This window comes from Lysinibacillus sp. FSL W8-0992 (genome assembly GCF_038008685.1).
GTDB lineage: Bacteria > Bacillota > Bacilli > Bacillales_A > Planococcaceae > Lysinibacillus.
This window is the reverse complement of sequence record NZ_JBBOZQ010000001.1, coordinates 1,734,871-1,761,619: the sequence shown is the minus strand read 5'-3', so window position 1 is coordinate 1,761,619 and position 26,749 is coordinate 1,734,871. Positions and strand designations below refer to the sequence as shown.

At 37.5% G+C, this 26,749-nt stretch carries 23 protein-coding genes and 1 riboswitch; of the genes, 3 read left to right on the top strand and 20 right to left on the bottom strand.

The genetic code is table 11. From position 1 onward, the window contains the following. Positions 1 to 23 precede the first annotated feature (23 nt). Genes sufU through sufC form a run of 4 tightly spaced genes read right to left on the bottom strand, consistent with a single transcriptional unit; the run spans position 24 to position 3,776 of the window. Positions 24 to 452, bottom strand: coding sequence for a Fe-S cluster assembly sulfur transfer protein SufU (sufU, locus tag NSQ74_RS08465; protein WP_340822698.1), 429 nt, complete (start codon positions 450 to 452; stop codon positions 24 to 26). Beyond that, entirely contained in the window at positions 442 to 1,671 is a 1,230-nt protein-coding gene (locus tag NSQ74_RS08460) for a cysteine desulfurase (protein ID WP_340822697.1), read from the bottom strand. The genes sufU and NSQ74_RS08460 overlap by 11 nt, the downstream gene beginning before the upstream one ends. Next, the gene (gene sufD, locus NSQ74_RS08455) at positions 1,671 to 2,978 is read right to left on the bottom strand and encodes a Fe-S cluster assembly protein SufD (RefSeq protein WP_340822695.1); all 1,308 of its coding nucleotides are present in this window, start codon (positions 2,976 to 2,978) and stop codon (positions 1,671 to 1,673) included. The genes NSQ74_RS08460 and sufD overlap by 1 nt, the downstream gene beginning before the upstream one ends. An 18-nt stretch (positions 2,979 to 2,996) precedes the next feature. Continuing rightward, entirely contained in the window at positions 2,997 to 3,776 is a 780-nt protein-coding gene (gene sufC, locus NSQ74_RS08450) for a Fe-S cluster assembly ATPase SufC (RefSeq protein ID WP_401012697.1), read from the bottom strand. Positions 3,777 to 4,802: 1,026 nt separating this feature from the next. Here sufC and NSQ74_RS08445 point away from each other — a divergent pair. Next, entirely contained in the window at positions 4,803 to 5,705 is a 903-nt protein-coding gene (locus tag NSQ74_RS08445) for a LysR family transcriptional regulator (RefSeq protein ID WP_340822694.1), read from the top strand. 281 nt (positions 5,706 to 5,986) lie between these two features. Here NSQ74_RS08445 and NSQ74_RS08440 read toward each other — a convergent pair whose 3' ends face one another. The 15 genes from NSQ74_RS08440 to NSQ74_RS08370 all read right to left on the bottom strand — a co-directional run bounded on the left by NSQ74_RS08440 (position 5,987) and on the right by NSQ74_RS08370 (position 23,984). After that, positions 5,987 to 8,041 (bottom strand): cellulose biosynthesis cyclic di-GMP-binding regulatory protein BcsB, encoded by a 2,055-nt coding sequence (locus NSQ74_RS08440; RefSeq protein WP_340822692.1) that lies wholly within the window; start codon positions 8,039 to 8,041, stop codon positions 5,987 to 5,989. 11 nt (positions 8,042 to 8,052) lie between these two features. Then, positions 8,053 to 9,312: a glycosyltransferase family 2 protein gene (locus NSQ74_RS08435; RefSeq protein WP_340822691.1), complete on the bottom strand. Its 1,260-nt coding sequence runs from the start codon at positions 9,310 to 9,312 to the stop codon at positions 8,053 to 8,055. Then, positions 9,305 to 10,744 carry a hypothetical protein gene (locus NSQ74_RS08430; RefSeq protein WP_340822689.1) on the bottom strand — a complete coding sequence of 480 codons (1,440 nt, stop codon included), beginning with the start codon at positions 10,742 to 10,744 and terminating at the stop codon, positions 9,305 to 9,307. Before NSQ74_RS08430 ends, NSQ74_RS08435 begins: the two co-directional genes overlap by 8 nt. Beyond that, positions 10,734 to 11,591: a diguanylate cyclase domain-containing protein gene (locus NSQ74_RS08425; protein WP_340822688.1), complete on the bottom strand. Its 858-nt coding sequence runs from the start codon at positions 11,589 to 11,591 to the stop codon at positions 10,734 to 10,736. The genes NSQ74_RS08430 and NSQ74_RS08425 overlap by 11 nt, the downstream gene beginning before the upstream one ends. Continuing rightward, positions 11,566 to 12,603, bottom strand: coding sequence for a glycosyl hydrolase family 8 (locus NSQ74_RS08420; protein ID WP_340822687.1), 1,038 nt, complete (start codon positions 12,601 to 12,603; stop codon positions 11,566 to 11,568). Before NSQ74_RS08420 ends, NSQ74_RS08425 begins: the two co-directional genes overlap by 26 nt. Before the next feature lie 252 nt (positions 12,604 to 12,855). After that, on the bottom strand, positions 12,856 to 13,719 hold the full coding sequence (locus NSQ74_RS08415; RefSeq protein ID WP_340822686.1) for a MetQ/NlpA family ABC transporter substrate-binding protein: 864 nt from the start codon (positions 13,717 to 13,719) through the stop codon (positions 12,856 to 12,858). 62 nt (positions 13,720 to 13,781) lie between these two features. Beyond that, positions 13,782 to 14,450: a methionine ABC transporter permease gene (locus tag NSQ74_RS08410; protein ID WP_340822684.1), complete on the bottom strand. Its 669-nt coding sequence runs from the start codon at positions 14,448 to 14,450 to the stop codon at positions 13,782 to 13,784. After that, positions 14,440 to 15,468 (bottom strand): methionine ABC transporter ATP-binding protein, encoded by a 1,029-nt coding sequence (locus NSQ74_RS08405; protein ID WP_340826432.1) that lies wholly within the window; start codon positions 15,466 to 15,468, stop codon positions 14,440 to 14,442. The genes NSQ74_RS08410 and NSQ74_RS08405 overlap by 11 nt, the downstream gene beginning before the upstream one ends. A gap of 84 nt (positions 15,469 to 15,552) precedes the next feature. After that, positions 15,553 to 15,657: riboswitch (SAM riboswitch) on the bottom strand. Between the two features lie 55 nt (positions 15,658 to 15,712). Continuing rightward, a complete protein-coding gene (locus NSQ74_RS08400; protein ID WP_340822682.1) occupies positions 15,713 to 16,024 on the bottom strand; it encodes a thioredoxin family protein in 312 nt (103 codons plus the stop codon). A gap of 13 nt (positions 16,025 to 16,037) precedes the next feature. Continuing rightward, positions 16,038 to 16,379, bottom strand: coding sequence for a hypothetical protein (locus NSQ74_RS08395; protein ID WP_340822681.1), 342 nt, complete (start codon positions 16,377 to 16,379; stop codon positions 16,038 to 16,040). A 259-nt stretch (positions 16,380 to 16,638) separates the two neighbouring features. Then, the gene (gene gcvH, locus NSQ74_RS08390; RefSeq protein ID WP_340822679.1) at positions 16,639 to 17,019 is read right to left on the bottom strand and encodes a glycine cleavage system protein GcvH; all 381 of its coding nucleotides are present in this window, start codon (positions 17,017 to 17,019) and stop codon (positions 16,639 to 16,641) included. A gap of 81 nt (positions 17,020 to 17,100) precedes the next feature. After that, positions 17,101 to 17,454: an arsenate reductase family protein gene (locus NSQ74_RS08385; RefSeq protein ID WP_340822678.1), complete on the bottom strand. Its 354-nt coding sequence runs from the start codon at positions 17,452 to 17,454 to the stop codon at positions 17,101 to 17,103. Between the two features lie 1,072 nt (positions 17,455 to 18,526). Continuing rightward, positions 18,527 to 20,311, bottom strand: coding sequence for an acyl-CoA dehydrogenase family protein (locus NSQ74_RS08380; RefSeq protein WP_340822677.1), 1,785 nt, complete (start codon positions 20,309 to 20,311; stop codon positions 18,527 to 18,529). A gap of 71 nt (positions 20,312 to 20,382) precedes the next feature. Beyond that, positions 20,383 to 21,555, bottom strand: coding sequence for an acetyl-CoA C-acetyltransferase (locus NSQ74_RS08375; protein WP_340822676.1), 1,173 nt, complete (start codon positions 21,553 to 21,555; stop codon positions 20,383 to 20,385). A 44-nt stretch (positions 21,556 to 21,599) separates the two neighbouring features. After that, positions 21,600 to 23,984: a 3-hydroxyacyl-CoA dehydrogenase/enoyl-CoA hydratase family protein gene (locus NSQ74_RS08370; protein WP_340822675.1), complete on the bottom strand. Its 2,385-nt coding sequence runs from the start codon at positions 23,982 to 23,984 to the stop codon at positions 21,600 to 21,602. Between the two features lie 460 nt (positions 23,985 to 24,444). Here NSQ74_RS08370 and NSQ74_RS08365 point away from each other — a divergent pair, with 460 nt between their 5' ends. Together NSQ74_RS08365 and NSQ74_RS08360 are read left to right on the top strand one after the other, a co-directional pair. Beyond that, entirely contained in the window at positions 24,445 to 24,789 is a 345-nt protein-coding gene (locus NSQ74_RS08365; RefSeq protein WP_340826431.1) for a thioredoxin family protein, read from the top strand. Positions 24,790 to 25,089: 300 nt separating this feature from the next. Continuing rightward, entirely contained in the window at positions 25,090 to 25,593 is a 504-nt protein-coding gene (locus tag NSQ74_RS08360; protein ID WP_340822674.1) for a C39 family peptidase, read from the top strand. Here the strand turns inward: NSQ74_RS08360 and NSQ74_RS08355 are convergent. Beyond that, on the bottom strand, positions 25,586 to 26,473 hold the full coding sequence (locus NSQ74_RS08355) for a 5'-3' exonuclease (protein ID WP_340822672.1): 888 nt from the start codon (positions 26,471 to 26,473) through the stop codon (positions 25,586 to 25,588). The genes NSQ74_RS08360 and NSQ74_RS08355 overlap by 8 nt on opposite strands. Positions 26,474 to 26,749: the final 276 nt, after the last annotated feature.

Genomic DNA, 26,749 nt, shown 5'->3' with positions numbered 1-26,749 from the left:
ATTTCTCCTCCGTTCACGAATTATTATTCTTTTACGCCTTTTTCCATTGCTTTCCAAGCCAATGTCGCACATTTAATTCGTGCAGGGAATTGAGAAACACCTTGCAGTGCCTCAACATCCTCAAGGTCGTATTTATCGCTATATTCTTCACCCATCATCATTTTTGAAAAAATTTCAGCAAGCTCTAATGCTTCTTCTACTTTTTTCCCTTTGACAATTTGTGTCATCATTGAAGCAGAAGACATCGAAATAGAACAGCCTTCACCATCAAATTTCGCATCTTCTACAACACCATCATTCACTTTAAGCGTTAAGTGAATGCGGTCGCCACAAGTCGGATTGTTCATATCAATTGTTACAGCATCTGTATCTAAAGATCCTTTATTTCGAGGATTTTTATAATGATCCATGATAACTGAACGGTATAGTTGATCTAAATTATTAAAAGACATCGCCAAAATACTCCTTCGCAGAACGCAACCCGGCAACTAAGCGGTCAATATCTTCCTCCGTGTTATACAGATAAAAGCTTGCGCGCGCTGTCGCTACTTGTTGGAGACATTTCATTAGTGGTTGAGCGCAATGATGTCCTGCACGAACAGCGATACCATTCATGTCCAGAACTGTTGCAACATCATGTGGATGTACATCATCTAAGTTAAACGTAACAAGACCACAACGTTTCATTGGATCGCGCGGACCAAAAATTTTAAGTCCCTCAATTGTTTCAAGTTGATCCATTGCATAGCCTACAAGCTTATGCTCGTGCTGTGCAATATTCTCTAACCCTACTTCCGTTAAGAAATCGATAGCAGCACCTAAACCGATTGCACCTGCAATGATAGGCGTACCACCTTCAAATTTCCACGGTAATTCCTTCCACGTTGAATCTTGTAGTCCAACAAAATCGATCATTTCGCCACCAAATTCAATTGGCTCCATCATTTCAAGGTGCTCTTTTTTACCATATAGTACACCTATTCCAGTCGGACCGCACATTTTATGACCTGAAAAGCCTAAGAAATCTACATCTAAATCTTGCACATCAATTTTCATATGCGGTGCAGCTTGCGCACCATCTGCTACCATTACGGCACCATTAGCATGTGCAATTTTTGCAATTTCTTTAATCGGATTAATTGTACCGAGAACATTTGATGCCATTGATACTGACACGATTTTCGTTTTCGGTGTAATCGTTGCTCGAACCTTTTCAAGATCAATTGTGCCATCTGCCTCAAGGTCAATGTACTTTAATATTGCATTTTTTTCTTTTGCAAGTTGTTGCCAAGGAATAATGTTGGAGTGATGCTCCATATGTGTGATGACAATTTCATCACCTTGCTCAACATTTGCACGACCATAACTAGAAGCTACTGTATTTAACGCAGTCGTTGTACCACGAGTAAAAATAATTTCTTCTGTTGATTTCGCATTAATGAAATTGCGCACCTTTTCACGAGCACCCTCGTATTTGTCAGTCGCACGATTTCCCAATGTATGCACACCTCGGTGAACATTCGAGTTATCAAATTCATAATAATGCTTAATTGCTTCAATTACTTGAGTAGGCTTTTGAGATGTTGCTGCGCTATCAAGGTAAACAAGTGGATGACCATTTACTTGTTGATTTAATATTGGGAAATAGCTTTTAATGTCTTTATTGATCATTAGCGAACTTTCCTTTCGATAACCTCCGTCAGTTGCTTTTGAACGCCTTCTATAGGTAATTGCTTAACAACTGGCGCAAGGAATCCATGGATAACAAGGCGCTCTGCTTCTGCTTTCGAGATACCACGACTCATTAAGTAATAAAGTTGTAGTGGATCTACTCGTCCTACAGATGCTGCGTGTCCTGCTGTTACATCATCTTCATCAATTAAAAGAATTGGGTTAGCATCGCCACGAGCTTTTTCAGAAAGCATTAACACACGTGATTCTTGTTGTGCATCTGCTTTTGTAGCACCGTGTTCAATATAGCCAATACCGTTGAAAATTGACTGTGCTGCATCTTTCATCACACCGTGTTTTAAGATGTGACCATTTGAGTTTTTACCCCAGTGACGAACTTCTGTTGTGAAATTTAGTTTTTGCTCTCCGCGACCAACAACAACTGTTTTTGTATCAGCATGTGAACCGTCACCGACAAGGTGTGTAATGTTTTCAGAAATTGTATCTGAATCGTTCATTAAACCAAGAGCCCAGTCAACTTTTGCATCACGTGCTAAGCGAGCACGACGATTTACATAAGTAGTATAACCTTTAGCTAGTACATCAACCGCACCGTAAATTACTTGTGCATTATCTTGTACAATTACTTCAGAAATAATGTTAGCTTGAGCTTTTGCTTCTTCAACTGTAGAAATATATGTTTCCACATATGTGACAGCTGCATTTGCTTCAGCTACTACTAATACGTGGTTATAAAGTGAAGCTTCTGCATTATCATTTAAGAATACAACTTGTAACGGTTGCTCAATAATGACATTTTTCGGTACGTAAACAAATACGCCACCATTCACAAGTGCTGCGTGAAGTGCTGTTAATTTATGTTCATCAACTTTAACCGCTTCAGTCATGAAGTACTTTTGAACAAGCTCACCGTGATCACGTATAGCTGTTAACATATCTGTAAAAATAACGCCTTTGTCAGCAAGCTCCTGTGATGTTTTAATAAACGCTGGTGTGTTGTTTCGTTGAATATATAAGTTTTCTTGTGCCTCAAGATCAATTAAGCGACGTGCCTCTTCTGGAAGTGCATCAAGTGAAGCAAATTCTTCACTGACAACTGTATGAGTTGGGAAGTTCATGAAATCCCATTTTGAAATATTTGTTCTATCTGGTTTTGGCATATCTAAACCAGCTGCTTTGTCTAGTGCTGCCGTACGAAGCTCTGCAAACCAAGTTGGTTCACCATTCGCCTCTGAGAACGAGCGCACGTCCTGTAATGTTACAGGCAAGTTAAGTTCCACTGTCATGCTAGTTCGTCCTCCTTCTTATGCTTCTTGTTCTTCTGTTTCTTCTTCGATACCTAGTTCTTTTTTAATCCAGTCATAACCTTCTGCTTCTAAACGGTGCGCTAATTCTTCGCCACCTGATTTTACAACGCGACCTTGCATCATTACGTGAACATGGTCTGGTGTGATGTAGTTAAGTAGACGTTGGTAGTGAGTGATCATTAAGCATCCGAAGCCTTCGCCACGCATTGCATTAATACCTTTAGAAACAACTTTAAGTGCGTCAATATCAAGACCAGAGTCAATTTCATCTAAAATAGCGAAAGTTGGCTTAATCATCATTAATTGAAGAATTTCGTTACGTTTTTTCTCACCGCCAGAGAAACCTTCGTTTAAATAACGTTGTGCCATGTCTTCGTTCATTTCAAGGAATTCCATATTTTTATCTAATTCACGAATGAATTTCATTAATGAAATTTCGTCGCCCTCTTCACGGCGTGCATTAATAGCTGAACGTAAGAAATCAGCGTTTGTTACACCAGCGATTTCTGATGGGTATTGCATAGCTAGGAACAAGCCAGCTTGTGCACGCTCATCAACTTCCATTTCAAGTACGTTTTCACCATCAAGTTCAACTGTACCAGAAGTAACTTCGTATTTTGGGTGTCCCATAATTGCAGAAGCTAGTGTTGATTTACCAGTTCCGTTTGGTCCCATAATTGCATGGATTTCATTTGTATTAATTGTAAGGTTTACGCCTTTTAAAATCTCTTTCCCGTCGATTTCAACGTGAAGATCTTTAATTACTAAAGTTGACATGAAAATACCTCCATAGTGTGTTCTGTGAATGGGCAACCATTCCTTAATTATCATCATTCTAATCTTAACTGAAAATCGTTCTCTATGCAAACCATTTTGACCACTTTCACTTTTCAATGATGAAATCTTGAATTATAAAGACTTTTTAAGCATTTTCAGATTTATTAGAATCGAAACTGCTAATGAGAATAGACAAAGTCTATTTTCAATGAAATATCCCTAAATGAGAATGGATTTCATCTAGCTACATAGTGGAAACCTCGCATAAAGCGTTAATTGTAGCGGTTTTGTGACAAAAATGCACAAACAACCATATCTATACTATATCCTATTTCATTAGAATGGAATCACTATAAGAAAATAAAATTATAGAGTAATAGTGCTATTAATTACTATTGTTTTAAAAAAGCTATCTTATAATCCCTTCAAATATTCATACACTTTTTACTGTATGTTAAAAATTCACTTTGCTTTCAGCAGAAGTCATCACATACTTTTACATGTCCAATGAAAAGAGGCTATGGGCAAAAGCGAAAAAGTGTTAGATTGGTTGCAGTCAATCTAACACTTTTTCATTAAATATGTATAAAGGCTAACTTTTTTTGCTATAGATAAAATTCAGTAGATAGCACCAAGTTGGTGGAATCGAAGGCGGTTGCTTTCCGCGGGAGGTTACAGCTTTCTCGTTTGCTGATTATTAAATGCTAAACCTTCTAACATTGCGATTATCAGTAAAATTAGCAGCCAACTGATTCCTTTCTTTATCATAAATCTCCCCCTGACATTGATTACCGAAGACTTAGCTGCCAAATTACAAACAGAATTTGCGTTCAACTGCTTCTTTCGGATTCATTTTTAACAGATATTGGTCATCTACTTTAAATGATTTAAAATGCATTTGAGTTGACTGTAATCGTTTATTCATTTTTTAGCACCATGATATTTTTTCAGTCTTTTTATATCTTAAATATTATATAATTAAAATATAATTAATCGGATTTTTCGATAGATAGAGGTGAATATCCAGTGGAGTTACGTCAATTACGTTATTTTGTGGAGGTTGCAGAGCGTGAGCATATTTCTGAAGCTGCTGAACACCTTCATGTTGCCCAATCAGCAATAAGTCGTCAAATTGCTAATTTAGAAGACGAATTAGGTACACCACTTTTTGAACGTGTCGGCAGAAATGTAAAATTAACACCGATAGGAAAAACTTTTCTTGAACATACAATCACTGCTTTAAAAGCAATAGATTTTGCAGCCAAGCAGGTTGAGGAATATTTAGATCCTGCAAAAGGAACCATTAAAATTGGTTTTCCTACGAGCTTAGCAAGTTATGTACTGCCAACCGTTATTTCAGCATTTAAGCGTGAATACCCAGATTTGCAATTTCAATTGCGCCAAGGCTCTTATCGCTTTTTAATTGATGCCGTTAAAAATCGTGAGCTTAACTTAGCATTTTTAGGACCGCTGCCACCAAAGGACGAATCAATTCAATCAAACATCTTATTCACCGAAAATATTGCAGCCCTATTGCCAGCAAACCATCCTTTAGCGAAACGGGAAAGTATTCAGCTAGCAGATTTACGTAATGATCTTTTTGTTCTTTTTCCAGATGGCTATATATTACATAAAGTTGCGATGGATGCCTGCCGTGCTGCCGGCTTTTTACCAAATGTAATATCTGAAGGTGAAGACTTAGATGCATTAAAAGGTTTAGTGGCCGCTGGAATTGGTGTCAGCCTACTACCTGAGAGTTCACTATACGATTCAGCAGCCCGATTCACTATCAAAGTGCCAATTGAATCGCCCACAATACCAAGAACAGTTGGTATTATTTCACCTGTAAATCGAGAAATTGCACCATCTGAAAAAATATTTTTAGACTTCGTAACTAATTTCTTTTCACGACTTTCTCAGTTTCAATAACACCGTTAAACTAATGAAAAGACCCAGTGAAATTCACTGGGTCACACATTGTCTTATAACCGGCATCAAGAAGTTCAACTTGATGCCGGTTATTTTGTTAATTGTATTGATGGGATGGCGACTTATGCTCAGGGCGTAAGACACAACAACCGTGTGCATGGGAGGGTTGCAGCTTTCGTTGTGCCCGTAGAAAACGCCTACCCGTAGCGAAAATTAAACGCAATTAAATGAAAAAAGACAGTAGACCCAGTAAATTTACCGGGTCTACTGATGCTTAAAATCTACTCTTCTTCATCCTCAACAAGAAGATTTTTTCTTTTTCTACGTAAAATAAAATATAAAATAAGCCCAATCACTAATATCAGTACAGCAAATTCTGCTATAAGCACAAATGAAATAGAATTGTTCTGCTCTGAGGTAGATTTTTCAATGTCTGCTGCACTACTAGCCGCAACTACAAATTTCCCCTCTTTTGTTTCAATCGCAGAGGTTACCTTTTCATTTGTCCCCTTCAATTGGGCTAAAAAGTCCTTTTGGTTTGCTGCTCCATCCATCATTTGGATGATTAATAGCGGTTGCTTATCATCCCAAAAACTTTGTGTAATAAATGTATACTGAGCAATTGTTTCTGGAAGAAAACCTTGCTTTAGTAAATCTTCTGCAGATTGAGGTATATTGTTTTTGTTTCCTATGAGCGTTGTGAAATCGGAGGAAGCGCCAGCAAAAATAATTGCACTTCGTTTTAATTCCTCTTCCTTAACATCTCGTTCTTTCCTCAATATTGTTTGAGCCATTTCACCATTCGTCATTAAGGACTTATACAACAAGAGCATTTGTGTATCGTTTATCACCGTATTATTCGGAACAATAATCAAAGATTGTTCTTGGAATGCATTTGGAAAATCTCTTAATGTAAATGTTGGTGTTGTAGCTTCTTTTGTAACAGATAATGTACTACTACCATCAATATAAAGCCAATAACGTTCATTCGTCGTTTCACAAGGATCCTCTAATTGAAAACCAGTTACTTCAAATTGGATATCTGTCATCGATTGTTTATTTAACACATTTGTTTGAATGGGCACATTCACTTCATATAAATCTGAAGAAGTTGACTCTAGCTTCTGAAGGTCAACTGCATGCGGTACATCATTAACCCATACAATCAATTCTACTTCTCGTTCATTACTTTTACCTTTTTCAGGTAGGAGAGCTGATTTCTTTAAGACTAATCGCATGTTTGCTTCTTTATTAGCCTCAACTTGTGGTAAAGACACATAATAGTGCGGCGTCATCGTTTCTTGACTCGATAATATTTGATGGTCAAAACCTAGCTGTGAAAAGAGAAGTGTTGAATTAGAAGAATTGTTCACTGTTGGTAACTCATCCACCGTTAACGTACTTCCTGCAAATTGACTATACAATTTAGTATCCGTCAATAACGAAATTCGCTCTTGAAGTGCGTTTGGAGTAGCAGCTGACACAAACAAAATAGGTACACTTTGATTGCTTTCCTCATTTTTTAGACTGTGTACACTTAGAAAAAGACCATCTTCATATTGACTATTGGCAGTCTCGAGCATTTTAATCATATAATTTGTACTAAATTCATCTTTTGCTCCTACAACAATAACCGGTCCAGCAACACGTGCAACAGCAGATTCTCTTTTAACATCTACGTCATTCTCACCTTGCTCTGACAAATAAGCAGCAAGTTGATAACTAGCATTCAATGTTTGTTCTGAAGCTTCATCAGGTACTATAAGTGTTGTTCTATAATCTTCATAGCCTACAAACGCTTCAGGATAGTTGCTCAATGTCCATTGTTTTGTACTTTCATTAAATGATGAAATAGACGATAAAATATCGATACGTAACCAATTGCCCTCATTGCCAGGTGCTACACATACACCTTCTTTCAAAATACCATAAAAACTAGCTGTTATTTTATGCGTTCCTTTCATTAAGGCACTTTCCGGTAAAGTAACAGTCACAGTTTGCTTCAATAAATCTGAAGTTAATGCAATCGATTTAATTGCGATATCATCCACTTTTACCGTAAAAGAGGATGGCGCTATTAACAGCTCTGACTGCTGTATTTGAAATGAAACAGTTTGTCCCTTCGCCTCTACATCTTGACTGAGCGTGTAATAGAAATCTCTTGAAGAGGAAGGCCCTGGTAATTCAATTGCCTGAGACAACAATGGTTTTTTTGCTAAGCTGTTTGCCTCAATAGCTATTGTTTGTTTTTCTACTGTGATTGGCGCAGCTAGGGCATGCGTAGCTAAGAACGGCAAACTGATTAAGACTGTAAAAATATAAAGTAAGACTCTCATTATTGTTCTCCTTATTTTGTTTTCTTTGCAAAGCGCTCAGTTTTATACCACTGCACTTCTTGGCCAGTAAAAACTCTTTTTATCTCTAAAAATAGCGACCAAATAACTAATACTATCCACATTTGTGAATATGTAAAATACATTAAAATGACATAGAAAAAATTTTTACGATTCATTTCTGTTTTTTCAATGCTTAAGGTAATCATCACTTCACCTAAAAATAACAAGAAAGCCAATACCCATAAAACAATTGCGATATCTCCAACAGTTAGTCCAATATCGTAAAAAAGATTGGTGATAAATAAAATGTTGGATAAAATGACGCCGAAGAAAAATAAAAAGTAAGTAAAAAAGAAATAAAACAAATCAAAAATAATACTTTTTCTTTTCAATGTGAAAAATTGGCTTAAAAACTTTAGCACAACATACTGATTTCCTCTTGCCCAGCGTGTTCGTTGTTTCCACCATACTTTCAACGTCTCTGGTTCTTGTTCCCACGTAATAGCCTTTGGGAAAAAGCGGATATGATAGCCTAAATTATAGACACGAATAGTTAATTCAGTATCTTCCGCTAACGCCTTTACATCCCATCCACCTAATTGTTCTAAAATACTACGGCGAATGGCGAAATTGGTACCTGGAATTGTTGCAATGTTAAACCACTTCCAACGACCACCTTGTGCCATCCACTGAAAACAAATCGTTTCAATATTAATAAATCGTGTTAACCATGTTTCAGTCGCATTTACCACTCGAAATTTCCCCACGGTAGCTGCAGCTTTTGGGTCATTTACAAGCCCCATAACTAAATACCAAATGGCCATACGCTCTGGCGTATTATCTGCATCATAGACAATAACAACTTCCCCAGTAGAATCCGCTAAAGCTGTATTTAATGCAGAAGATTTGCCCTTACCTTTATAAGGTTCTACTGTTTCAATTACTCGTATAAATGGATATTTTTCTGTAAACTTTCTTGCAATCTCTCCTGTTCTATCCGATGAATTATCGTTAATGACGATTACTTCCAACTTATCTTTCGGGTAAAACAATCGGGACATTGCCCGTAAAGTTTGCTCAATAACAACTTCTTCATTATGTGCAGGAATGAAGATACTCACTGTTGGAACATCTATCATTTTTTTTGACCATTCATCGATAACCTTTTCATAAGATCGAAAATGCAAATAGCCCCCTTGCATTAAAAACATATGGTATAACAGCATAATCCATATGAGAAACAATGAAATATAAAATAAAATATCAGCCATTACTTTTCCTCTCCTCAAATAATCGCTTACGTAGCGTTATACGTAGTCTCAAAGTATTCATAAAAAATACAATAACAAATAACGATACTATGATTACTAACAGCCATAAAACTACTTCAAATGGCCGCTCATCAAACATCTTTTTTAAGCGATCCAGTTTGGTAAAAGAAAGCTGTATCTTTTGCTCTCCGTTTGCTGATTGCATTATTGATACGTTAGACGTCTGTACAAACTGTTCTGTTTTTCTAAAATCAAGCCATTCTAGCTGTACTTGTTTGTTTAAGAGTTCAACAAGCTCTTGTACATGATGAGCCCCTAAGTAGCTAGGATATTGGATTCCAATAGTTGAACCTGGCGCTTTATTGATATTACGAATCGACTGCTGTGTGGAATACAGTGGATATACATTCACATCATTTATTGCTGCTATCGTATAAGGATAAATTGTTTGTAAATCTCTTTCGGTTATATAAAAATGATTTTCTTGTTGTCGCAATACTCCACTGAAAAATGCGCTATCATTTAGAATTAAAGTAGGGTAAATTTTCTGCAATACTAAATAATCTAGACTTTTTTCTATGTTAGCTTGTGAAGAAGATAAAATAAAAGCTACCCCCTCCTGCTGTAATTGTTGTAAATATTTCAGCAATGCCTTATTGTCCTGTAAATAATAAATTGCACCATCTACTTCATATAGTGGGCTAATCTGTAAGTTGATAGGAACATTCAATTGCTTTAATTGTTCAACTACTTCCTTTAACTTCAAAACATCCGTTTCCACATTAATGTCTGATAACACGATAAATGCAGGATGAATGTTTGGAGATGATATTTTCAATAGATCACCAAATATCGATGGCCAGTCATATACTAAAGGAGATGTTTGAATCACTTTACCTATATAAGACCAATTGCTATTTTTTTCTTTCACAATAAAAGGGAAGTCTTCATTAAATGAAGATGCCATTTGTATAACTTCAGCATCATTAGGTGGCGTCATGACCGTCCATTCAATTGGACTCTGCAATTCATGTTCCCCAATTTTTCGAAGCTCGACTTTTTTTCCCTTTTGCCAATGTGAGAATGAGGAAATCTGCTCAATATTCTCCCCTATAGCAACAGCGGGTCCATGGAAATTGTTCATAGCTTGTAATGCTTGGAAAGGTATATGCATCTTATAGGCATTTAAAATGACAATACGTTTATAACCAGCCAATGTATCTTCTTTAATATTTTCCACTGGGATAACATCTACATCTGTATAAGCATTTAGCATTTCACGTAGAATTTGCACATCTTCATCAACTTGTTGATTGCTAGTAACATAAATAAGTGCAATGTCTTTATCATCGACACTTGCTTGATAATGCTGAGGCATACTAACTAAATAAAAAAGAACAATGAAGACGAGCAAGCCAAATCTAAAGCGCACTTGTTTTCATCTCTCTTTCCATTTCTGCTAATAAATCATCAAAACTTTGATCCATCTGTGGCGAGTAAGTAAAATAACTTGTTTTGTAGCTTAGTGTCACCCATCGCTTATTTAATAATTGATGGTTTTTTAAAGCTTGATCCAACTTTTCGTAAATAATATCAATGTATTGATCCGATGTATCGATTAATAAAATGGCAAGATAATTTTCACGATAGCGAAATTTTTTATCTGTTTGTCTAACGGATTGTTGTATTTTTTCCGCCAGTTGCTTCCATAAATATTGTGCTTCTTTGAAACCATATAGCTTTTTAAATTTTTCATAGTTTTCAAGCTTTAGCATAATAAAAACAAAAGAATGTTGATGACGATCCGCTCTTCGCATTTCTTCATTAACAATCACACGCATACGGGATTCATTATCAAAACCAGTCTCTACATCAATGGCTACAAAGTTTTTGACATCCTGCTGTAAGTTTTTCATATATTTTTCTTGTGCTAACAATAATTCATGAATCTTTCCGGCGCATAATACTAGGAGTAGTAAAACAACACCATATGCCAAAAATTGTTGCATTGAAAATGCATTACTTAACAATGCTACAGAACCAGTCATACCGATATACAGTAATGTGGAGCCGCTGATAAAAATAAATAATAAACTACTTATTAGCCCAGTAACCGTACCTCTCCATAGTGTTAGGATTACAATAAGTACTAAAAAGATATATAATAATAAACTTTCAATATCTTGATGTAGTAAAAAATAAGCAGGTAATTGGAGAAGCAAAATAAGTAAAATTCCATAAAGAAATATAGCTTTATTCCATTTTATTGCTGTTCGCATCGTCGACCTCTCTTTCCGCTAGAAGTGGTAATAAATTATCAAATATATGTGTCGCATTTGTTTGCACGTCTACATACCCCGTATTTGCATTGGCCTTTAGCGATTCCATTTTGCGGAAAAATTCTTCAGCCATCATATCATTATGGATTTCCAACATATAACGAGTTGCCATTGCGTAAACAGCAGGCGATTCGAATGTAACAGCTGGTTCACCTGTTTTAGCATCGTAGCGGCCGTACAATTTATGATCTCTACTATATAAAGACAGCAACCAATTGGTAAAGGGCTTCGTTTCTAAACCTAAAGTTGCACTATGGTAAGCAGTATACAATTGATCTATCATATGTAACTCTGTATCATATTCATAGTTTTTTGATACGACATCATAATATTTTGGGAAAAAACCTGCTTGAGCTTTTGGAGCTTTTGCTAAAATAGATAATTGATGCTCTAGTTGTGCTTTAGATAAAACATCATATTGTTGCATCTTTAAAAGTGCAGAAGGCATAATATAACTTAATGTAATAGTGTTAGCCTTTTTATGTGTATGAACATCAACAAAATCTACAAATGTATCTTCTTGCATTCCATACTTTACAATGTTCTTGCCAATGGACTTCCCTAACGTAATATAACGTTCATCATTCCATTTCTCCCCAGCATCAAATAGCGCTCGCATGATTCTATAATCATCAATCAGTGCGTTTACAGTAGCTTGTTTTTTACCGTCAATTCGCCAGACAATAAATTTCTTCTCTAAAAAATAATTATCAATCACTTCAAGCTGCTCATCGAAGCGAGCTTGATCATCTTTTTCTAGTAAATAGGTCAACCATAATCCGACTGATTCAGATAAAAACACATCTTTTTGTTGCGTTAAATCAGTACGTAATAAGTTATCTTCTGTCATTAGTTCTTCAACAACAAACCTCTCAGTTGATGAAATGGGCTTTTTTGTTATTTTTTCTTTTCCTTGTGAGCAGCTCATTAAAACAAACAACAGGCAAAACATGACTAAAATACCACTCCTAAAAAATTTCGTTATAGGATTTCACCTCCATCAGGACTAAATACCAAATTTTTTTCAGTATTATTGGCGAATAATATTATATCAGTAATCATATTAAATGAATCTAAACAAATTCTAAACAATTTTAAAAAAATAAAAGAACTTAATTATTGGATTTCAAACCATTATTTATCTTTCCCCAAAAAAAAATAGTACAAACCATTTTCATGGCTTGTACTATAGTGTTAGAAAAATCTATTTTACTGGTACTACTGCACCTTTCCATTCCTTCAGGATGAAGTCTTGGATTTCTTTAGATTTTAATACTTCTAATAATTTTTTAATTTCTGGCTTATTTTCATCTCCAGCACGTACCGCAATAATATTAACATATGGAGATTCTTTATCTTCAAGCTCAATTGCATCATCAATTGGGTTTAAGCCGTTATCAATTGCATAGTTAGAGTTGATAAGAACAGCATCGCCTTCTTCGTTTTCAAACATTTGAACAAGTAATTCTGGTGCAGTATTTGCATCGAATTTAAAGTCTTTCGGATTATCAACGATATCTTTAATTTCTGCTGCTGTTTTGTCGATACCATCTTTTAATTTAATTAAGCCTTTTGCTTCTAACAATGACAGCATACGGCCATGGTCTGAAACTGAGTTCGATAATAAAATTGTTGCACCTTTAGGAAGGTCTTCAAGAGATTTATATTTTTTAGAGTAAATACCGATTGGCTCGATATGTACGCCGCCAGCATTTACGAAATCATAGCCATTATCTTTAATTTGTTGTTCTAGATAAGGGATATGTTGGAAATAGTTTGCATCAATAGTTTTTGAATCTAAATCTTGGTTAGGTAGTACGTAGTCTTGGTACGTTTCAATTTCTAAATCAATACCTTCTTTAGCTAAAATCGGTTTTGCTTGTTCTAAAATAACTGCGTGTGGTGTGTTAGAAGCACCAATTTTTAATGTTACTTTTTCTTCAGTTTTTGCACTGTCGTCTGCTTTATCTCCAGATGTTGAACCTGCTTCGTCTTTGTTACCAGCACCACAAGCTGCTAAAGCTAGTACAAGTACTGATAAAAATAATCCTGCTAATAACTTCTTCATTTGTATACACTCCCTTTATTTGTTCAATCAATATGTTAGCGGTAAAAACCGGGTTAACCTTTTTAACGTTTGTCTGTTTTCGTTGTAATCATATCGCCAATCCATTGAATGATAAATACGACTACTAAGATCAAAATAGTTGCCATTAATGTCACATCTTGGCGATTACGTTGGAAGCCATCTAAAAAGGCTAAGTTTCCTAGGCCGCCAGCACCAATAATTCCAGCCATTGCCGTATACCCAACGAGTGCTACAGCCGTTACGGTAATCCCAGAAATAAGTGCCGGTAATGATTCTGGAATTAGTACTTTCCAAATAATTGTGGACGTTTTAGCACCCATCGAGCGTGCCGCTTCAATAACGCCTTTATCAATTTCTCGTAATGCAATTAATACCATTCGTGCATAGAATGGTGCAGCACCGATAATAAGTGCTGGTAGCGCTGCATTCGCTCCTCGAATTGTCCCAAGTAAAAACTTCGTAAATGGTATTAGTAAAATAATTAACACGATAAATGGTATCGAACGGAATATATTAACGACCGATCCTGTTAAAAAGTTAACGATTTTATTAGCCCATAATTGGTTTGGACTCGTTAAAAAGAGGATTATGCCAATGGCTAAACCAAGTATAAATGTTACGACTGTTGAAAGAGTGGTCATATAAAGTGTTTCATATGTGGCTGTCCACATTTTTTCCCAGTCGACATTCGGAAAGAGACTAGTTAGCATTTGCAATCACCTCCGTTTGTACTTCAACTGTATTTAAATAATTTAGTGCAGCTGCTACATTTGTATCCGTGCCATCAATTTGCACGATAAGAGTACCGTATGCGCCATTTTTAGTTTGTGAGATATTGCCATGGACAATACTAATCTCCACATCAAACTGTTTTACTAAATGCGATATAACAGGTTGCTCTGTTTTTTCACCAACAAAAACAAGCTTAACAAGGTGTCCCGTTGGATAATTTACTCTAAGCTGTGCAACTGTCTCCTGGGTTTCCTTCGTATCGGTAATTTGCGAAACGAATTTTTTAGTAATCGCCGCTTGTGGTGCTTGGAACACTTGTAATACTTCACCACGCTCCACAATTTCTCCAGCTTCCATTACCGCTACACGATGACAGATTTTGCGGATAACATGCATTTCATGGGTAATTAATACAATCGTTAAACCTAATCGTTCGTTAATGTCGACAAGCAAATCAAGAATTGCATCTGTTGTTTCTGGATCTAGTGCCGATGTAGCTTCATCACATAACAACACTTCAGGATTATTAGCAAGTGCTCGTGCGATACCAACGCGTTGCTTTTGACCGCCTGATAGCTGTGATGGATACGCCTTGTCACGTCCTTCTAAACCGACAAGTGCAATCAGTTCTTTCACACGTGCGTCTCGCTCACTCTTAGCTATACCTGCAATTTCAAGTGGAAAAGCGATATTTTCAGCAACAGTTCTTGACCAAAGTAAGTTAAAATGTTGGAAAATCATACTTACTTTTTGTCTAGCATCACGCAACTTTTGGCCCTTAATAGATGAAAATTCTTGATTGTTCACCTTCACCGTACCTGTTGTCGGCTTTTCTAAACCGTTTAATAAACGAATCATCGTACTTTTACCAGCGCCACTATAGCCGATAATGCCAAAAATCTCACCTTTGTTAATCGTAAGATTGACATCTTTAACAGCAGTTAATTCGCCATTTGCGGTTTTGTATTTCTTCGTAATATTTTGAAGCTGTATCATAGCGAATACTCCTTTTCTCATATAGAAAACCCCTTCACTCATAGACAAGTAGAAGGGGTCACGTATTTTATACGCTAAACCGTTCTCTCATCTTTCAAAGAAAAATCTTTGAGTGATTTGGCACCTTTTCACATATGTGATGGTTGCCGGGCTTCATAGGGCACTTCCCTCCGCCGCTCTTTATAAGAGTTCGATATATTTAATAGTTTTTAATATAGTTGTTACTTTACCATGCTAGCAAAGTTCAGTCAATTGGTTTTTTTAACAATTCGTATAAAAACGGTACGGATTGAAATGCATAAACCTTGTCTATAACTTTTCCTCGATCGCTAACGAGTAAACAAGGTACACTTTCGATTTGAAAATCATAAGCTATTTGCTCTAAAAAATTTATATTTGCCTTACCTAATTTCAACTGTGGCAGTAACTGTTCTATGATATCCATCATTTTAGATGCAACTGCACAAGTTCCGCACATCGGTGTATATAAATAAAAGGCAGTTTTTTCACCAGATTTTACAGCCGTTTCCCACTGCTCTTTTGACCATTCTTCCATTTTTCACGCAACCTTACAAAATATATTCATTATGGATGGAAAAATACGCGCGCAATAAAATCATCGCAAGCACTTTCCTCGGTGTAGTTTCTACTTCTTTATAAGTAGGCATTGTTCGCAAATGCTCCGCCTCAGGATAATGTCTGTCCATTAATGCTCGTAGTTTATCTCCTGATGCATCTGCATCAAAAAATGTATATAGCTCACAGCCCTCATATGGGTCGAGTAATTCTTCTAATTGATGCACACCAATTGTACCATTTGTACAAAGTATTGTAACATCTTCACTCAAAATAGGTTCTATTTGAAGCTTATCCGAACGGCCTTCCACGATTAAACATTTCCCTTCGAACATCACGCCACCCCCATTTAGACAGTTATCTACTACAACAATTCATTGCCATTACCAGATTCCACACGATGCATAGATCTACATGTTAACAATCATTTTCACATGTCGCTTCGCAATTTGGACAACATTTTATGGTGAGTCACTGTACTATCATTTACTTGCAGAGTCAAGCTTTGTACAAATCAAATTACCAACTAATACCTCGTGCTATATAATAAAAAACGCCGGTGTGTATGCCGACGTTTTTCTATTATAGGCTTGTTTATTCTGCAATCATTTCTTCGTATTGTTCTGCAGTCATAAGGCTTTCAATCTCTGAAGCATCTGCAGGCTCTACAACGATCATCCATGCTTTTTCATATGGTGATTCGTTTACGAATTCAGGGCTATCTTCTAAATCTGCATTTACTTCAACTACAGTACCTGAAATTGGTGCGTATAATTCAGAAACAGTTTTTACTGATTCTACGCTTCCAAATGGATCATCTGTTTTAATTTCGTCGCCAACTTGTGGAAGCTCAACGAAAACGATATCTCCTAATTCAGATTGTGCGAAATGTGAAATACCGATACGTACTTTACCATCTTCTAATTTTACCCATTCGTGTTCTTCAGAGTAACGTAAGTCTTTAGGTGTGCTCATGCCAAAAACCCCTCCATAAATATGTAATATATTCACTTTCAGTGTGCCATACTTCTTTCATAAAAACAAGGATTAAAGCTGTTATTTCCACGCTTGTTCAAAATCTGATTCCTTAAAACCTAACGTTACTTTTTTTCCATCAGTAACAATTGGTCGCTTAATTAGCATACCGTCAGAAGCAAGTAGTGTGAGCTGTTCATCTTCGGGCATTTCCGCCAGTTTATCCTTCAACCCAAGTTCGCGATATTTCATGCCAGATGTATTGAAAAATTTCTTCAGAGGCTGTCCGCTAGCTTGCCAATAACTCTTTATTTGCTCTTTCGTAGGTGGTTGTTCAACAATGTGTACCTCTTCGTATGAAACGCCATTGTCGTTTAACCACTTCTGTGCTTTTTTACAAGTTGTACATTTAGGGTAATGGATAAATTGAATCATATTTATAGGCTCCTCTACTATCATTTCCTGTAGTATACCATCATAACTAGTATGAGCCAAAACGAAACATTTATTGGCTAGTTACGCAAGATAAATTAGTAATGTCGAATGTGGCTACCGCCATTGATTTTCGCTACGGGCGGAAGGTCTGAGCAGAATAGCAATTGTTTGAGTGCCTGGTACTTTAGCATAGATACATCGCATTGTATCGGCTCCTATTTCGTAAAAATCCACTACGCTTTCCGCGGGCACAGTGTAAGCCGCAACCCTCGCTAGCGCGCGGTTTGTTTCGTCTTACATTCTGTGTTGTTCCCGCAGGAGTCTTCGTGGATTTTTACTTAATAAATTATAAAATGCATGGTGAATTGTTTGAGTGCCTGGCACCCCACATATGACACTTAGCATAGATACATCGCATTGTATCGGCTCCTATTTCGTAAAAATCCACTACGCTTTCCGTGGGCACAGTGTAAGCCGCAACCCTCGCTAGCGCGCGGTTTGTTTCGTCTTACATTCTGTGCTGTTCCCGCAGGAGTCTTCGTGGATTTTTACTTAATAAATTATAAAATGCATGGTGAATTGTTTGAGTGCCTGGCACCCCGCATATGACACTTAGCATAGATACATCGCATTGTATCGGCTCCTATTTCGTAAAAATCCACTGCGCTTTCCGCGGGCACAGTGTAAGCCGCAACCCTCGCTAGCGCGCGGTTTGTTTCGTCTTACATTCTGTGCTGTTCCCGCAGGAGTCTTCGTGGATTTTTACTTAATAAATTATAAAATGCATGGTGAATTGTTTGAGTGCCTGGCACCCCCACTTAGCTTAGATACATCGCATCACATCGGCTCCTATTTCGTAAAAAATCCACTACGCTTTCCCTCTGGCACAGTGTAAGAAGTACCCCTCGCTAGCGCGCGGTCTGTTTACAACAATATCTACTAGCAAAATTCAGAATTGTTTGTGTGCCTGGCACCCACATAACAAAAGGCAACAAGAATGATTTTCTCGTTGCCTTTTGTGGACACTCTAATCTTAGCTTTCCTATAGCAAGCAGCTAGGTCAAAGTTTATATTATACGATGAATTTTTCTGCTTCGATTAGTTTAACTGAAGCTTCACGCTTTTTAGTAATCAGGTTATAAGGATTGTTACGAGTCAGTTTACGTAATGCTGACAATGTCATACGTGCAGCATCTCCATCTGCTGATGCAAGAATTGTATCCTTTGCCTCTTTCTCGATTTCTGCAAATGCTTCTTGGCAGAAGATTTGTGTGTAAAGTAGTTTTTGATGTGATTTTTCTACACCTTCACGCGCAATTGCCTTTTCTGTACGTAAAACCGCAGACTCCATAGCGAATAATTGGTTGGCGATATTGGCAATGTTCACTAATACCTCTTGTTCTTGGTCTAGCTTCGCCCCATAGCGTTGTGCTGCCATACCCGCTGCTAACACAGCAATTTTTTTAGCATTTTTCACAAGGTATTTTTCTTGTGCTAGTGGCTCTGTGCCTACATCTTCAGGCATTAGCATAAGAAGTTCTTGTTGTAAGTTTTGTGCGACCTGTAATAATGGCAATTCACCTTTTAACGCTTTTTTCATAAATGTACCTGGTACAATCATGCGGTTAATTTCATTTGTACCTTCGAAAATACGGTTAATTCGAGAATCGCGATAAATTCGCTCCACTTCATATTCTGCCATAAAGCCATAGCCACCATGCAATTGCACCGCTTCATCTGCGATATAATCCAATGTTTCCGAACCAAACACTTTCGCAATCGAACACTCAATTGCATATTCAGCAATTGCATTTGCAATAACTTTCCCTTGCTTTTGTTCTTCAGGGCTTAATTGGCTTAAACGATCTTCAAATAATCCAACCGTACGATAATTTAATGACTCAGACGCATATAGTTGAGACGCCATTGTCGATAGTTTTTCTTTCGTTAAGTTGAAATCAGAAAGCTTCGTTTTGAATTGTTGACGTTGGTTTGTATATTGAATGGCTAGCTCTAAAGCACGTTTTGAGCCACCGATTGTTCCTACACCTAATTTATAACGACCGATATTTAAAATGTTAAATGCAATTACGTGTCCACGACCTACTTCACCTAGTAGATTTTCTACAGGTACTTCTGCATCCTCAAGCACTAATGTACGAGTTGAAGAAGATTTGATACCCATTTTCTTTTCTTCTGGACCTACAGAAACACCATTATAGGCACGTTCCACGATGAATGCTGAGAATTTATCGCCATCGATTTTTGCGTACACAACAAAGACATCAGCAAAACCAGCGTTAGTAATCCATTGTTTTTCACCGTTTAATACATAATGAGTGCCAGCAGCATTTAGCTTTGCAGTCGTTTTGGCACCTAAAGCGTCCGAACCTGAACCAGGCTCTGTTAATGCGTAAGCTGCAATTAATTCACCAGAAGCAAGCTTCGGTAAATACTTTTGCTTTTGATCTTCGTTACCGAATAGCACGATAGGTAATGAACCAATCCCTACATGTGCACCATGTGTAATCGAGAAGCCCCCAGCTACTGACATTTTTTCAGCTATTAATGCAGAAGATACTTTATCTAAGCCAAGACCTTCGTATTCTTCTGGTACATCTGCAGCTAATAAACCAAGTTCACCAGCACTTTTCAGTAGACGCACTGAATGCTCGAACTCATGATGCTCTAAGTTTTCAACTACAGGTAATACCTCATTCGCAACATACTCTTCAGTAGTTTTAGCAATCATTTTATGCTCATCTGTAAAATCTTCTGGTGTAAATACGCGGTCCAATGCCACGTCCTCAATGATAAATCCGCCGCCTTTAATGATATCTGTTGTTTTTTCTGTCATGTTAAATTCCTCCTTATTTTTAGGTGCCGGGCACTCATACAATTCGCAATTCTTAAATAATTTCACATAACTTATAAAATCTCAAATACTCCAGCAGCGCCCATACCACCGCCGATACACATTGTAACGACACCATATTTTTTGCCTTGACGTTTCAGCTCGTGAATTAGCTTCAATGTTAAAATTGCACCTGTTGCACCAAGCGGATGTCCTAATGCAATTGCACCGCCATTTACGTTTACTTTCTCTTGGTCAATACCTAAATGACGAACCACTTGTAATGATTGAGATGCAAACGCTTCGTTAATTTCCCACAAATCAATATCTTGAATTGATAAACCTGCAATTTCAAGCGCTTTGGGAACTGCTACGATTGGGCCGATACCCATTACTTCTGGTGGAACTCCGCCAACCGCAAAGCCTAAAAACTTAGCCATCGGTGTCATTCCTTGCTTTTCTGCTTCCTCACGATCCATTACTAGAACTGCAGCTGCACCATCAGAAGTTTGAGAAGCGTTACCTGCTGTAACACTTCCTTTTACATGGAATGCAGGACGAAGTTTAGCTAAGCCTTCAACTGATGTGCCCGGACGAACGCCCTCATCGACACTGAAGGTAAATTTTTTCACCTGTAGTTTATTATTGTTATCCACATAATGTTGTTCCACTTCAATTGGAACAATCTCATCATTGAATTTACCTTCTTTAATTGCTTTTTCTGCAAGCATATGTGATCGTACAGCAAATGCATCTTGATCTTCACGACTCACATTGTACTGACGTGCTACTTCCTCTGCTGTATGCCCCATCCCCATATAGTATTGTGGTGCAGTTTCAGCTAATGTTGGATTTAAGCGTGGTGTATTTCCTACCATTGGCACCATACTCATCGATTCAACACCGCCAGCAAGAATGGCCTTTGAATGACCAAGCATAATACGTTCAGCTGCATATGCTATTGCCTGTAAACCTGATGAACAAAATCGATTAATTGTCAGTGCAGGTGTAGTATCTGGTAGTCCTGCAAGCGCTCCGATACTACGAGCTACATTCATCCCTTGCTCTGCTTCTGGCATTGCGCAGCCTAAAATTAAGTCATCGACAGGACCTTCATAGCCCGCTCTTTTTAATGTTTCTTTGACAACTGCTGCCCCAAAATCATCCGGTCTTACTGTTGCTAATGAACCTTTTTTCGCTTTTCCAATAGGAGTTCGTGCTCCTGCTACAATTACGGCTTCACGCATCGTCTAAATCCCCCTTTGTTTCATGTGCAAACATTTTAGTCTAGTTAGTTACGAAGTGGTTTTCCTTTTAATAACATGTGTTGCATTCTTTGTTGAGATAGCGGATCTGCAACTAAGCTTAGGAATGCTTCACGCTCTAAGTTTAATAGGTATTGCTCATCTACTAATGTGCCATATGGAACTTTTCCACCTGCAATTACGTACGCTAACTTCTTAGCAATTTTTAAATCATGTTCACTAATGAAACCTGATTCAAACATTCCTTGAGCACCAATTAGTAACGTACCGTAGCCAGATGCACCGACAACAGGAACTCTTGTTGGCACTGGTGGTTGGTAGCCTGCATCATAAAGTGCCAAAGCAGCTTGCTTTGCATCATAAATTTGGTGATCTGCATTGACTGAAATACCATCTGCAAAATCTAGGAAGTTATTATCGCGTGCTTCCTCACCTGACGTTGAAACTTTCGCCATCGCAATTGTTTCGAATACTTTATTAGCAATATTTTGATAGTCTACCTCAACTCCATTTGGTAAACCTTTCAAGAATTTTTGGTAAAGCGCTTTATTACCGCCACCACCTGGAATTAAACCAACACCTACTTCTACTAAGCCCATATAAGTTTCCATCGTCGCTTGGATATGTGCAGCAGGTAAACATACTTCTGCGCCTCCACCTAATGTCATCGCGAACGGTGCTGCCACAACAGGTTTGTTAGAATATTTTATTTTTTGCATCGCATCTTGGAATGCTTTAATGACAAAGTCTAGTTCAAAAATGTTATCATCCTGTGCTTCTACTAAAATCATTCCTAAGTTAGCACCGACACAGAAGTTTTTACCTTGGTTTCCAATTACCAAGCCTTTATAATTTGCTTCCACTTCATCTACTGCGTAGTTAATCATTTGAATAATATCTAAACCGATAGCATTTGATTGGGAATGGAACTCAAGTAGTGCAATTCCGTCACCTAAATCTATTAAGCTAGCACCTGTATTAGACTTAATAACGCCATGTTTCTTTTTATAGCGCTTTAAGTTAATTTCTTTTTCATTAACAGGAACTTTTACGTATTGTGACCCGTTATAATACGCTACGTCTCCTTCAAGTTCTGAATAGAATGAAGTAAAGCCCTTCTCTAACATGTCTTTTACAAATACAGGAACCTCGTGACCTTCCGCTTCCATTTTGGCAACGGATTCTGCAACACCGATGGCATCCCATATTTCAAATGGACCTTGTTGCCAGCCGAAGCCCCATTTCATTGCATTATCTATTGCCACAATATCATCGGCAATTTCACCGTGTAGCTGTGCAGAGTAAATTAATGTTGGTGCAAAAATCCCCCATAACAGCTCACCTGTACGATCTTTAGCATACGTTAATGCCTTAACTTTATTAGCTAATCCTCGCGTTTGTTTCGCCATTTCAATTGAAGGTGTTTGTAATTTTTTCACTGGGCTATAAGCTAATGTGTTTGGATCAATTTCTAAAATTTCCTTCCCTTGCTTCTGGAAGAAACCTTGCCCAGACTTAGCACCTAGCCAGCCGTTTGTAACCATTTTTTGCAAAAATTCAGGTACTGCAAATACTTGCTGTTCATCTCCTGACGTTTGGTCATATACGTTTTTTGCCACATGGATAAAAGTATCTAAGCCAACGACATCTAACGTACGGAAAGTAGCAGATTTTGGACGACCGATAAGTGGCCCTGTCACTGAATCTACTTCGCCAACTGAATAGCCGCCTTTCATCATTTCCTGTAAAGTAACGAGCAGACCATATGTGCCTATGCGATTGGCAATGAAGTTCGGAGTATCTTTTGCTAGTACGACCCCTTTGCCAAGAATGTCCTCACCAAATTTTTTCATAAAGTCTACAACTTCCGGTGCAGTTGTTGTTGCAGGGATTACTTCAAGTAATTTTAAATAGCGTGGCGGATTGAAGAAGTGCGTCCCTAAAAAATGTTTTTGGAAATCTTCTGAACGCCCTTCCGCCATTGCATTAATACTAATGCCTGATGTATTAGAACTAATAATTGTACCTGCTGTACGTACAGCATCAATTTTTTCATATAAGCTTTGTTTAATTGCTAGATTTTCAACAACAACTTCAATTACCCAATCTACATCTTTTAGTTTGTCTAAATCGTCTTCAAAGTTCCCCACCGTTAGTAGCGATAAATTTTTCTTAGAAGTAAGTGGTGCTGGCTTTTGCTTCACTAACTTTTGAAGAGCACTATTCACAAAGCGATTTCTTACAGCTGGATGCGCTAAAGTTAAACCCTTTGCTTCTTCCTCTTTCGTTAGTTCTTTCGGTGCAATGTCTAATAATAATGTTGGAATACCGATGTTTGCTAAATGTGCTGCAATTCCAGAACCCATTACTCCAGAACCTAGAACAGCCGCTTTTTTAATGTTATAAGTCACAAGCAATTCCCCCTTATTCTCCCATTGAATGAATAGCCATTCATTTTTTGGCCAAAAAAAATCAAAATTTCGCTTTGGCGTTTTTTGCTTCGATTTTGACATTCACGTTGACCTTTTACAATGTATGCTAGCTAGTCGCAATCACTTACATTGTCATAGATTTTTAGCGAAAAGATTTTAACTAATGTCATTTTATAATCTGTGGCAAGCGCCAGAGACTTATCTTCAGTCAGTTGATATGCAACTCAAATCAGCGTGTGAAAAGTCTTCCACTGAATGAAAATAAAACTACTTTTTCTGTTTTTAGTGTAGATTATTTTGTCTAAATTAGCAATCTTTTTTCTTCATTTATTTTTGCAATATACAACTTTTTTTGTTTTTTACGAGCGAAAATAGGACAATAAGTAGAGTCTACATATCCCAAACAGATAACTTTCAGGATGAAGAGAAAATGTGTAAAATGGTTAGCAAGGAGAGTGAATTACTAATGAAAACAATAACTACTGCAGAACAATTTAATGAGCTTATCTCTGGTGAGCAAAAAGTGCTTGTGAAATTTTATGCTGGATGGTGCCCTGATTGCACACGCATGAATATGTTTATCGATCCAATTATTGAAGAGTACAACCAATTTGATTGGTACGAGCTTAACCGTGACGAACTTCCTGAAATCGCAGACAAATATGATGTAATGGGTATTCCAAGCTTATTAATTTTCCAAAACGGTGAAAAATTAGCACACTTACATAGTGCTAACGCTAAAACACCACAGCAAGTTACTGAATTTTTAGCTGCTCAACAATAAATAGATAGTATTAGTTGATTGTAGCAAAGGCGGTGACTCAAGCGGGAACACCACAAAACGTATGACGCAGCAGACTACGCGATCGCGAGGTTTGCAGCCATCGGTGTGTCCGTAAAAAGCGTCTGCCGTAGTGAATTTCAACTGTCGCAGCAAAAAAGTGTTAGATTGTTTGCAAACAATCTAACACTTTTTCTCTTTTGTCCCAGCTTGATTCATTATTTAAAGAAGGACTCCACGTAATTATGTGTGAAAGCGCCTAAGAATTACATTTAAACCGTTCTTTTTCGAAGGGAGATTTTTATGAAACAGTATTTGCCGATACACGGAATATCACAATACGAAACATCCATTACACCTAAATATCGTAATTCTGCCTGTGGACCAACAACAATCCATGTCATTCTGCACTACTATAATCCGACTGCTCCATCAGTTAACGAACTTTATGAACTACTCGGTGGCACAAAAATAGGCTTGTTTAAATGGCGTTTAATTTATAACCTTCGGAAACTGTTACCGACCTGGGATATACGCAACTGTACGTTAAAAGAGGCGCTGCAGGAAATAGATGCAGGACGCCCCGTTGCGATGCGCTTTGACCGTTACTTTAGCCTGCAATGGTTTGATAAAAAATCTACCTTTGTCTATCATTGGGTACCACTCATTGGCTATGACGTGCAAGACGGTGAGCTCTTGTTAATTTTCCATGATAATGGTGGCAAAAATCGCCCCAGCCAAATTCGTACTGCTCTATTTCAAAATAATGAAAAAGTGTTAAGCTTCGTTAAAGTAGCACCTAAATAAGGGAATACAATGAACGTGCCTGCTTTGCAATAAGCGTAAAGCCACGTTCTTCTATCGCTTTAAATGTTTGTTGCTCATAGTTTGGCACTACTAATTGAGCAATCTCTGCTTCTATCGGTACATTCGTTTGAATTGTTGCTAGTTCGTGTGATAACTTCAGCATGTCAAGATTGTCTTTGATTTTCGTACGTTGACCAGGCTTTAATTCCTCCAAGGAAGAAATAACATTGTCAATAGAGCCGTACATTTGAATAAGTGTCAGCGCCTGTTTTGGACCAATCCCTTTAACTCCTGGATAGCCATCACTTGTATCACCCATAAAAGCCTTTACTTGTGCAAATTGAATCGGTTCTATACCATATTCTTCTTTAAAACGAGAATGTGTATAAAGATCATACTCTGTATAACCTTTTTTCGTAAACGCTATTTGCGTTGTAGGCGTCAACAGTTGCAATAAATCTTTATCCCCACTAATTACTGTAATATCGGCTTCGTCTTGCCATTTGGTAATCATTGAACCGATTAAATCATCAGCCTCCATACCGACAACGCCGAAATTTTGCCACCCAATATGTTGAGATAAGTTTTTAGCCATATCAAATTGAGGAAGCATTTCCTCTGGCGGTGCTGGGCGATTAGCCTTATAACCATCATATAATTCATTTCGGAATGTTTGTGAACCCATATCCCAACAAATAGCTAAATGTGTTGGTTGCATAATAGATTGTGCCGTCAAAACATGGCGGACAAACCCTTGCGCACCATTAGATGGTGTGCCGTCCTCTAAGCGTATAAAATGCCCCATTGCAGCTGAAGCAAAAAAAGAACGAAATAACAATGCCATGCCATCAACAATGAGCAATTTTGGTTTTGTAGTCATGATGAAAAATCCTCTCTAATCCATTATTCTAGCGTTTAGACATTATCTAAAGAATAATAAGCATTTTTCTATTATAGCAAACTATCGACTTAATATAAGTGCCAGGCACTCAAACAATTTACATACCGGTCATGCTTTTTTTCTCTTTACTCACAGAAAAACCCTGGACGCCTGAGGGAACTGCATAAGTTGAAAAGTGCCAGGCACTCAAACAATTAAGCGGAAAGCGCCTGTCCGTAGCGGAAATCAACGTCATTTTTTCCTTATTTACAAAAT

Excerpts from the sequence above, each read along its gene's own strand:
- NSQ74_RS08420 (WP_340822687.1), bottom strand. The coding sequence starts at position 12,603 with ATGTTTTGCCTGTTGTTTGTTTTAATGAGCTGCTCACAAGGAAAAGAA.
- NSQ74_RS08440 (WP_340822692.1), bottom strand. The coding sequence starts at position 8,041 with ATGAGAGTCTTACTTTATATTTTTACAGTCTTAATCAGTTTGCCGTTC.
- NSQ74_RS08410 (WP_340822684.1), bottom strand. The coding sequence starts at position 14,450 with ATGCTAACTAGTCTCTTTCCGAATGTCGACTGGGAAAAAATGTGGACA.
- NSQ74_RS08400 (WP_340822682.1), bottom strand. The coding sequence starts at position 16,024 with ATGGAAGAATGGTCAAAAGAGCAGTGGGAAACGGCTGTAAAATCTGGT.
- sufC (WP_401012697.1), bottom strand. The coding sequence starts at position 3,776 with ATGTCAACTTTAGTAATTAAAGATCTTCACGTTGAAATCGACGGGAAA.
- NSQ74_RS08435 (WP_340822691.1), bottom strand. The coding sequence starts at position 9,312 with ATGGCTGATATTTTATTTTATATTTCATTGTTTCTCATATGGATTATG.
- NSQ74_RS08380 (WP_340822677.1), bottom strand. The coding sequence starts at position 20,311 with ATGACAGAAAAAACAACAGATATCATTAAAGGCGGCGGATTTATCATT.
- NSQ74_RS08415 (WP_340822686.1), bottom strand. The coding sequence starts at position 13,719 with ATGAAGAAGTTATTAGCAGGATTATTTTTATCAGTACTTGTACTAGCT.
- NSQ74_RS08405 (WP_340826432.1), bottom strand. The coding sequence starts at position 15,468 with ATGATACAGCTTCAAAATATTACGAAGAAATACAAAACCGCAAATGGC.
- NSQ74_RS08385 (WP_340822678.1), bottom strand. The coding sequence starts at position 17,454 with ATGATTCAATTTATCCATTACCCTAAATGTACAACTTGTAAAAAAGCA.
- NSQ74_RS08355 (WP_340822672.1), bottom strand. The coding sequence starts at position 26,473 with ATGACTACAAAACCAAAATTGCTCATTGTTGATGGCATGGCATTGTTA.
- NSQ74_RS08375 (WP_340822676.1), bottom strand. The coding sequence starts at position 21,555 with ATGCGTGAAGCCGTAATTGTAGCAGGAGCACGAACTCCTATTGGAAAA.
- sufD (WP_340822695.1), bottom strand. The coding sequence starts at position 2,978 with ATGACAGTGGAACTTAACTTGCCTGTAACATTACAGGACGTGCGCTCG.
- NSQ74_RS08460 (WP_340822697.1), bottom strand. The coding sequence starts at position 1,671 with ATGATCAATAAAGACATTAAAAGCTATTTCCCAATATTAAATCAACAA.
- NSQ74_RS08395 (WP_340822681.1), bottom strand. The coding sequence starts at position 16,379 with ATGTTCGAAGGGAAATGTTTAATCGTGGAAGGCCGTTCGGATAAGCTT.
- NSQ74_RS08365 (WP_340826431.1), top strand. The coding sequence starts at position 24,445 with ATGGTTAGCAAGGAGAGTGAATTACTAATGAAAACAATAACTACTGCA.
- gcvH (WP_340822679.1), bottom strand. The coding sequence starts at position 17,019 with ATGAGCACACCTAAAGACTTACGTTACTCTGAAGAACACGAATGGGTA.
- NSQ74_RS08360 (WP_340822674.1), top strand. The coding sequence starts at position 25,090 with ATGAAACAGTATTTGCCGATACACGGAATATCACAATACGAAACATCC.
- NSQ74_RS08425 (WP_340822688.1), bottom strand. The coding sequence starts at position 11,591 with ATGCGAACAGCAATAAAATGGAATAAAGCTATATTTCTTTATGGAATT.
- sufU (WP_340822698.1), bottom strand. The coding sequence starts at position 452 with ATGTCTTTTAATAATTTAGATCAACTATACCGTTCAGTTATCATGGAT.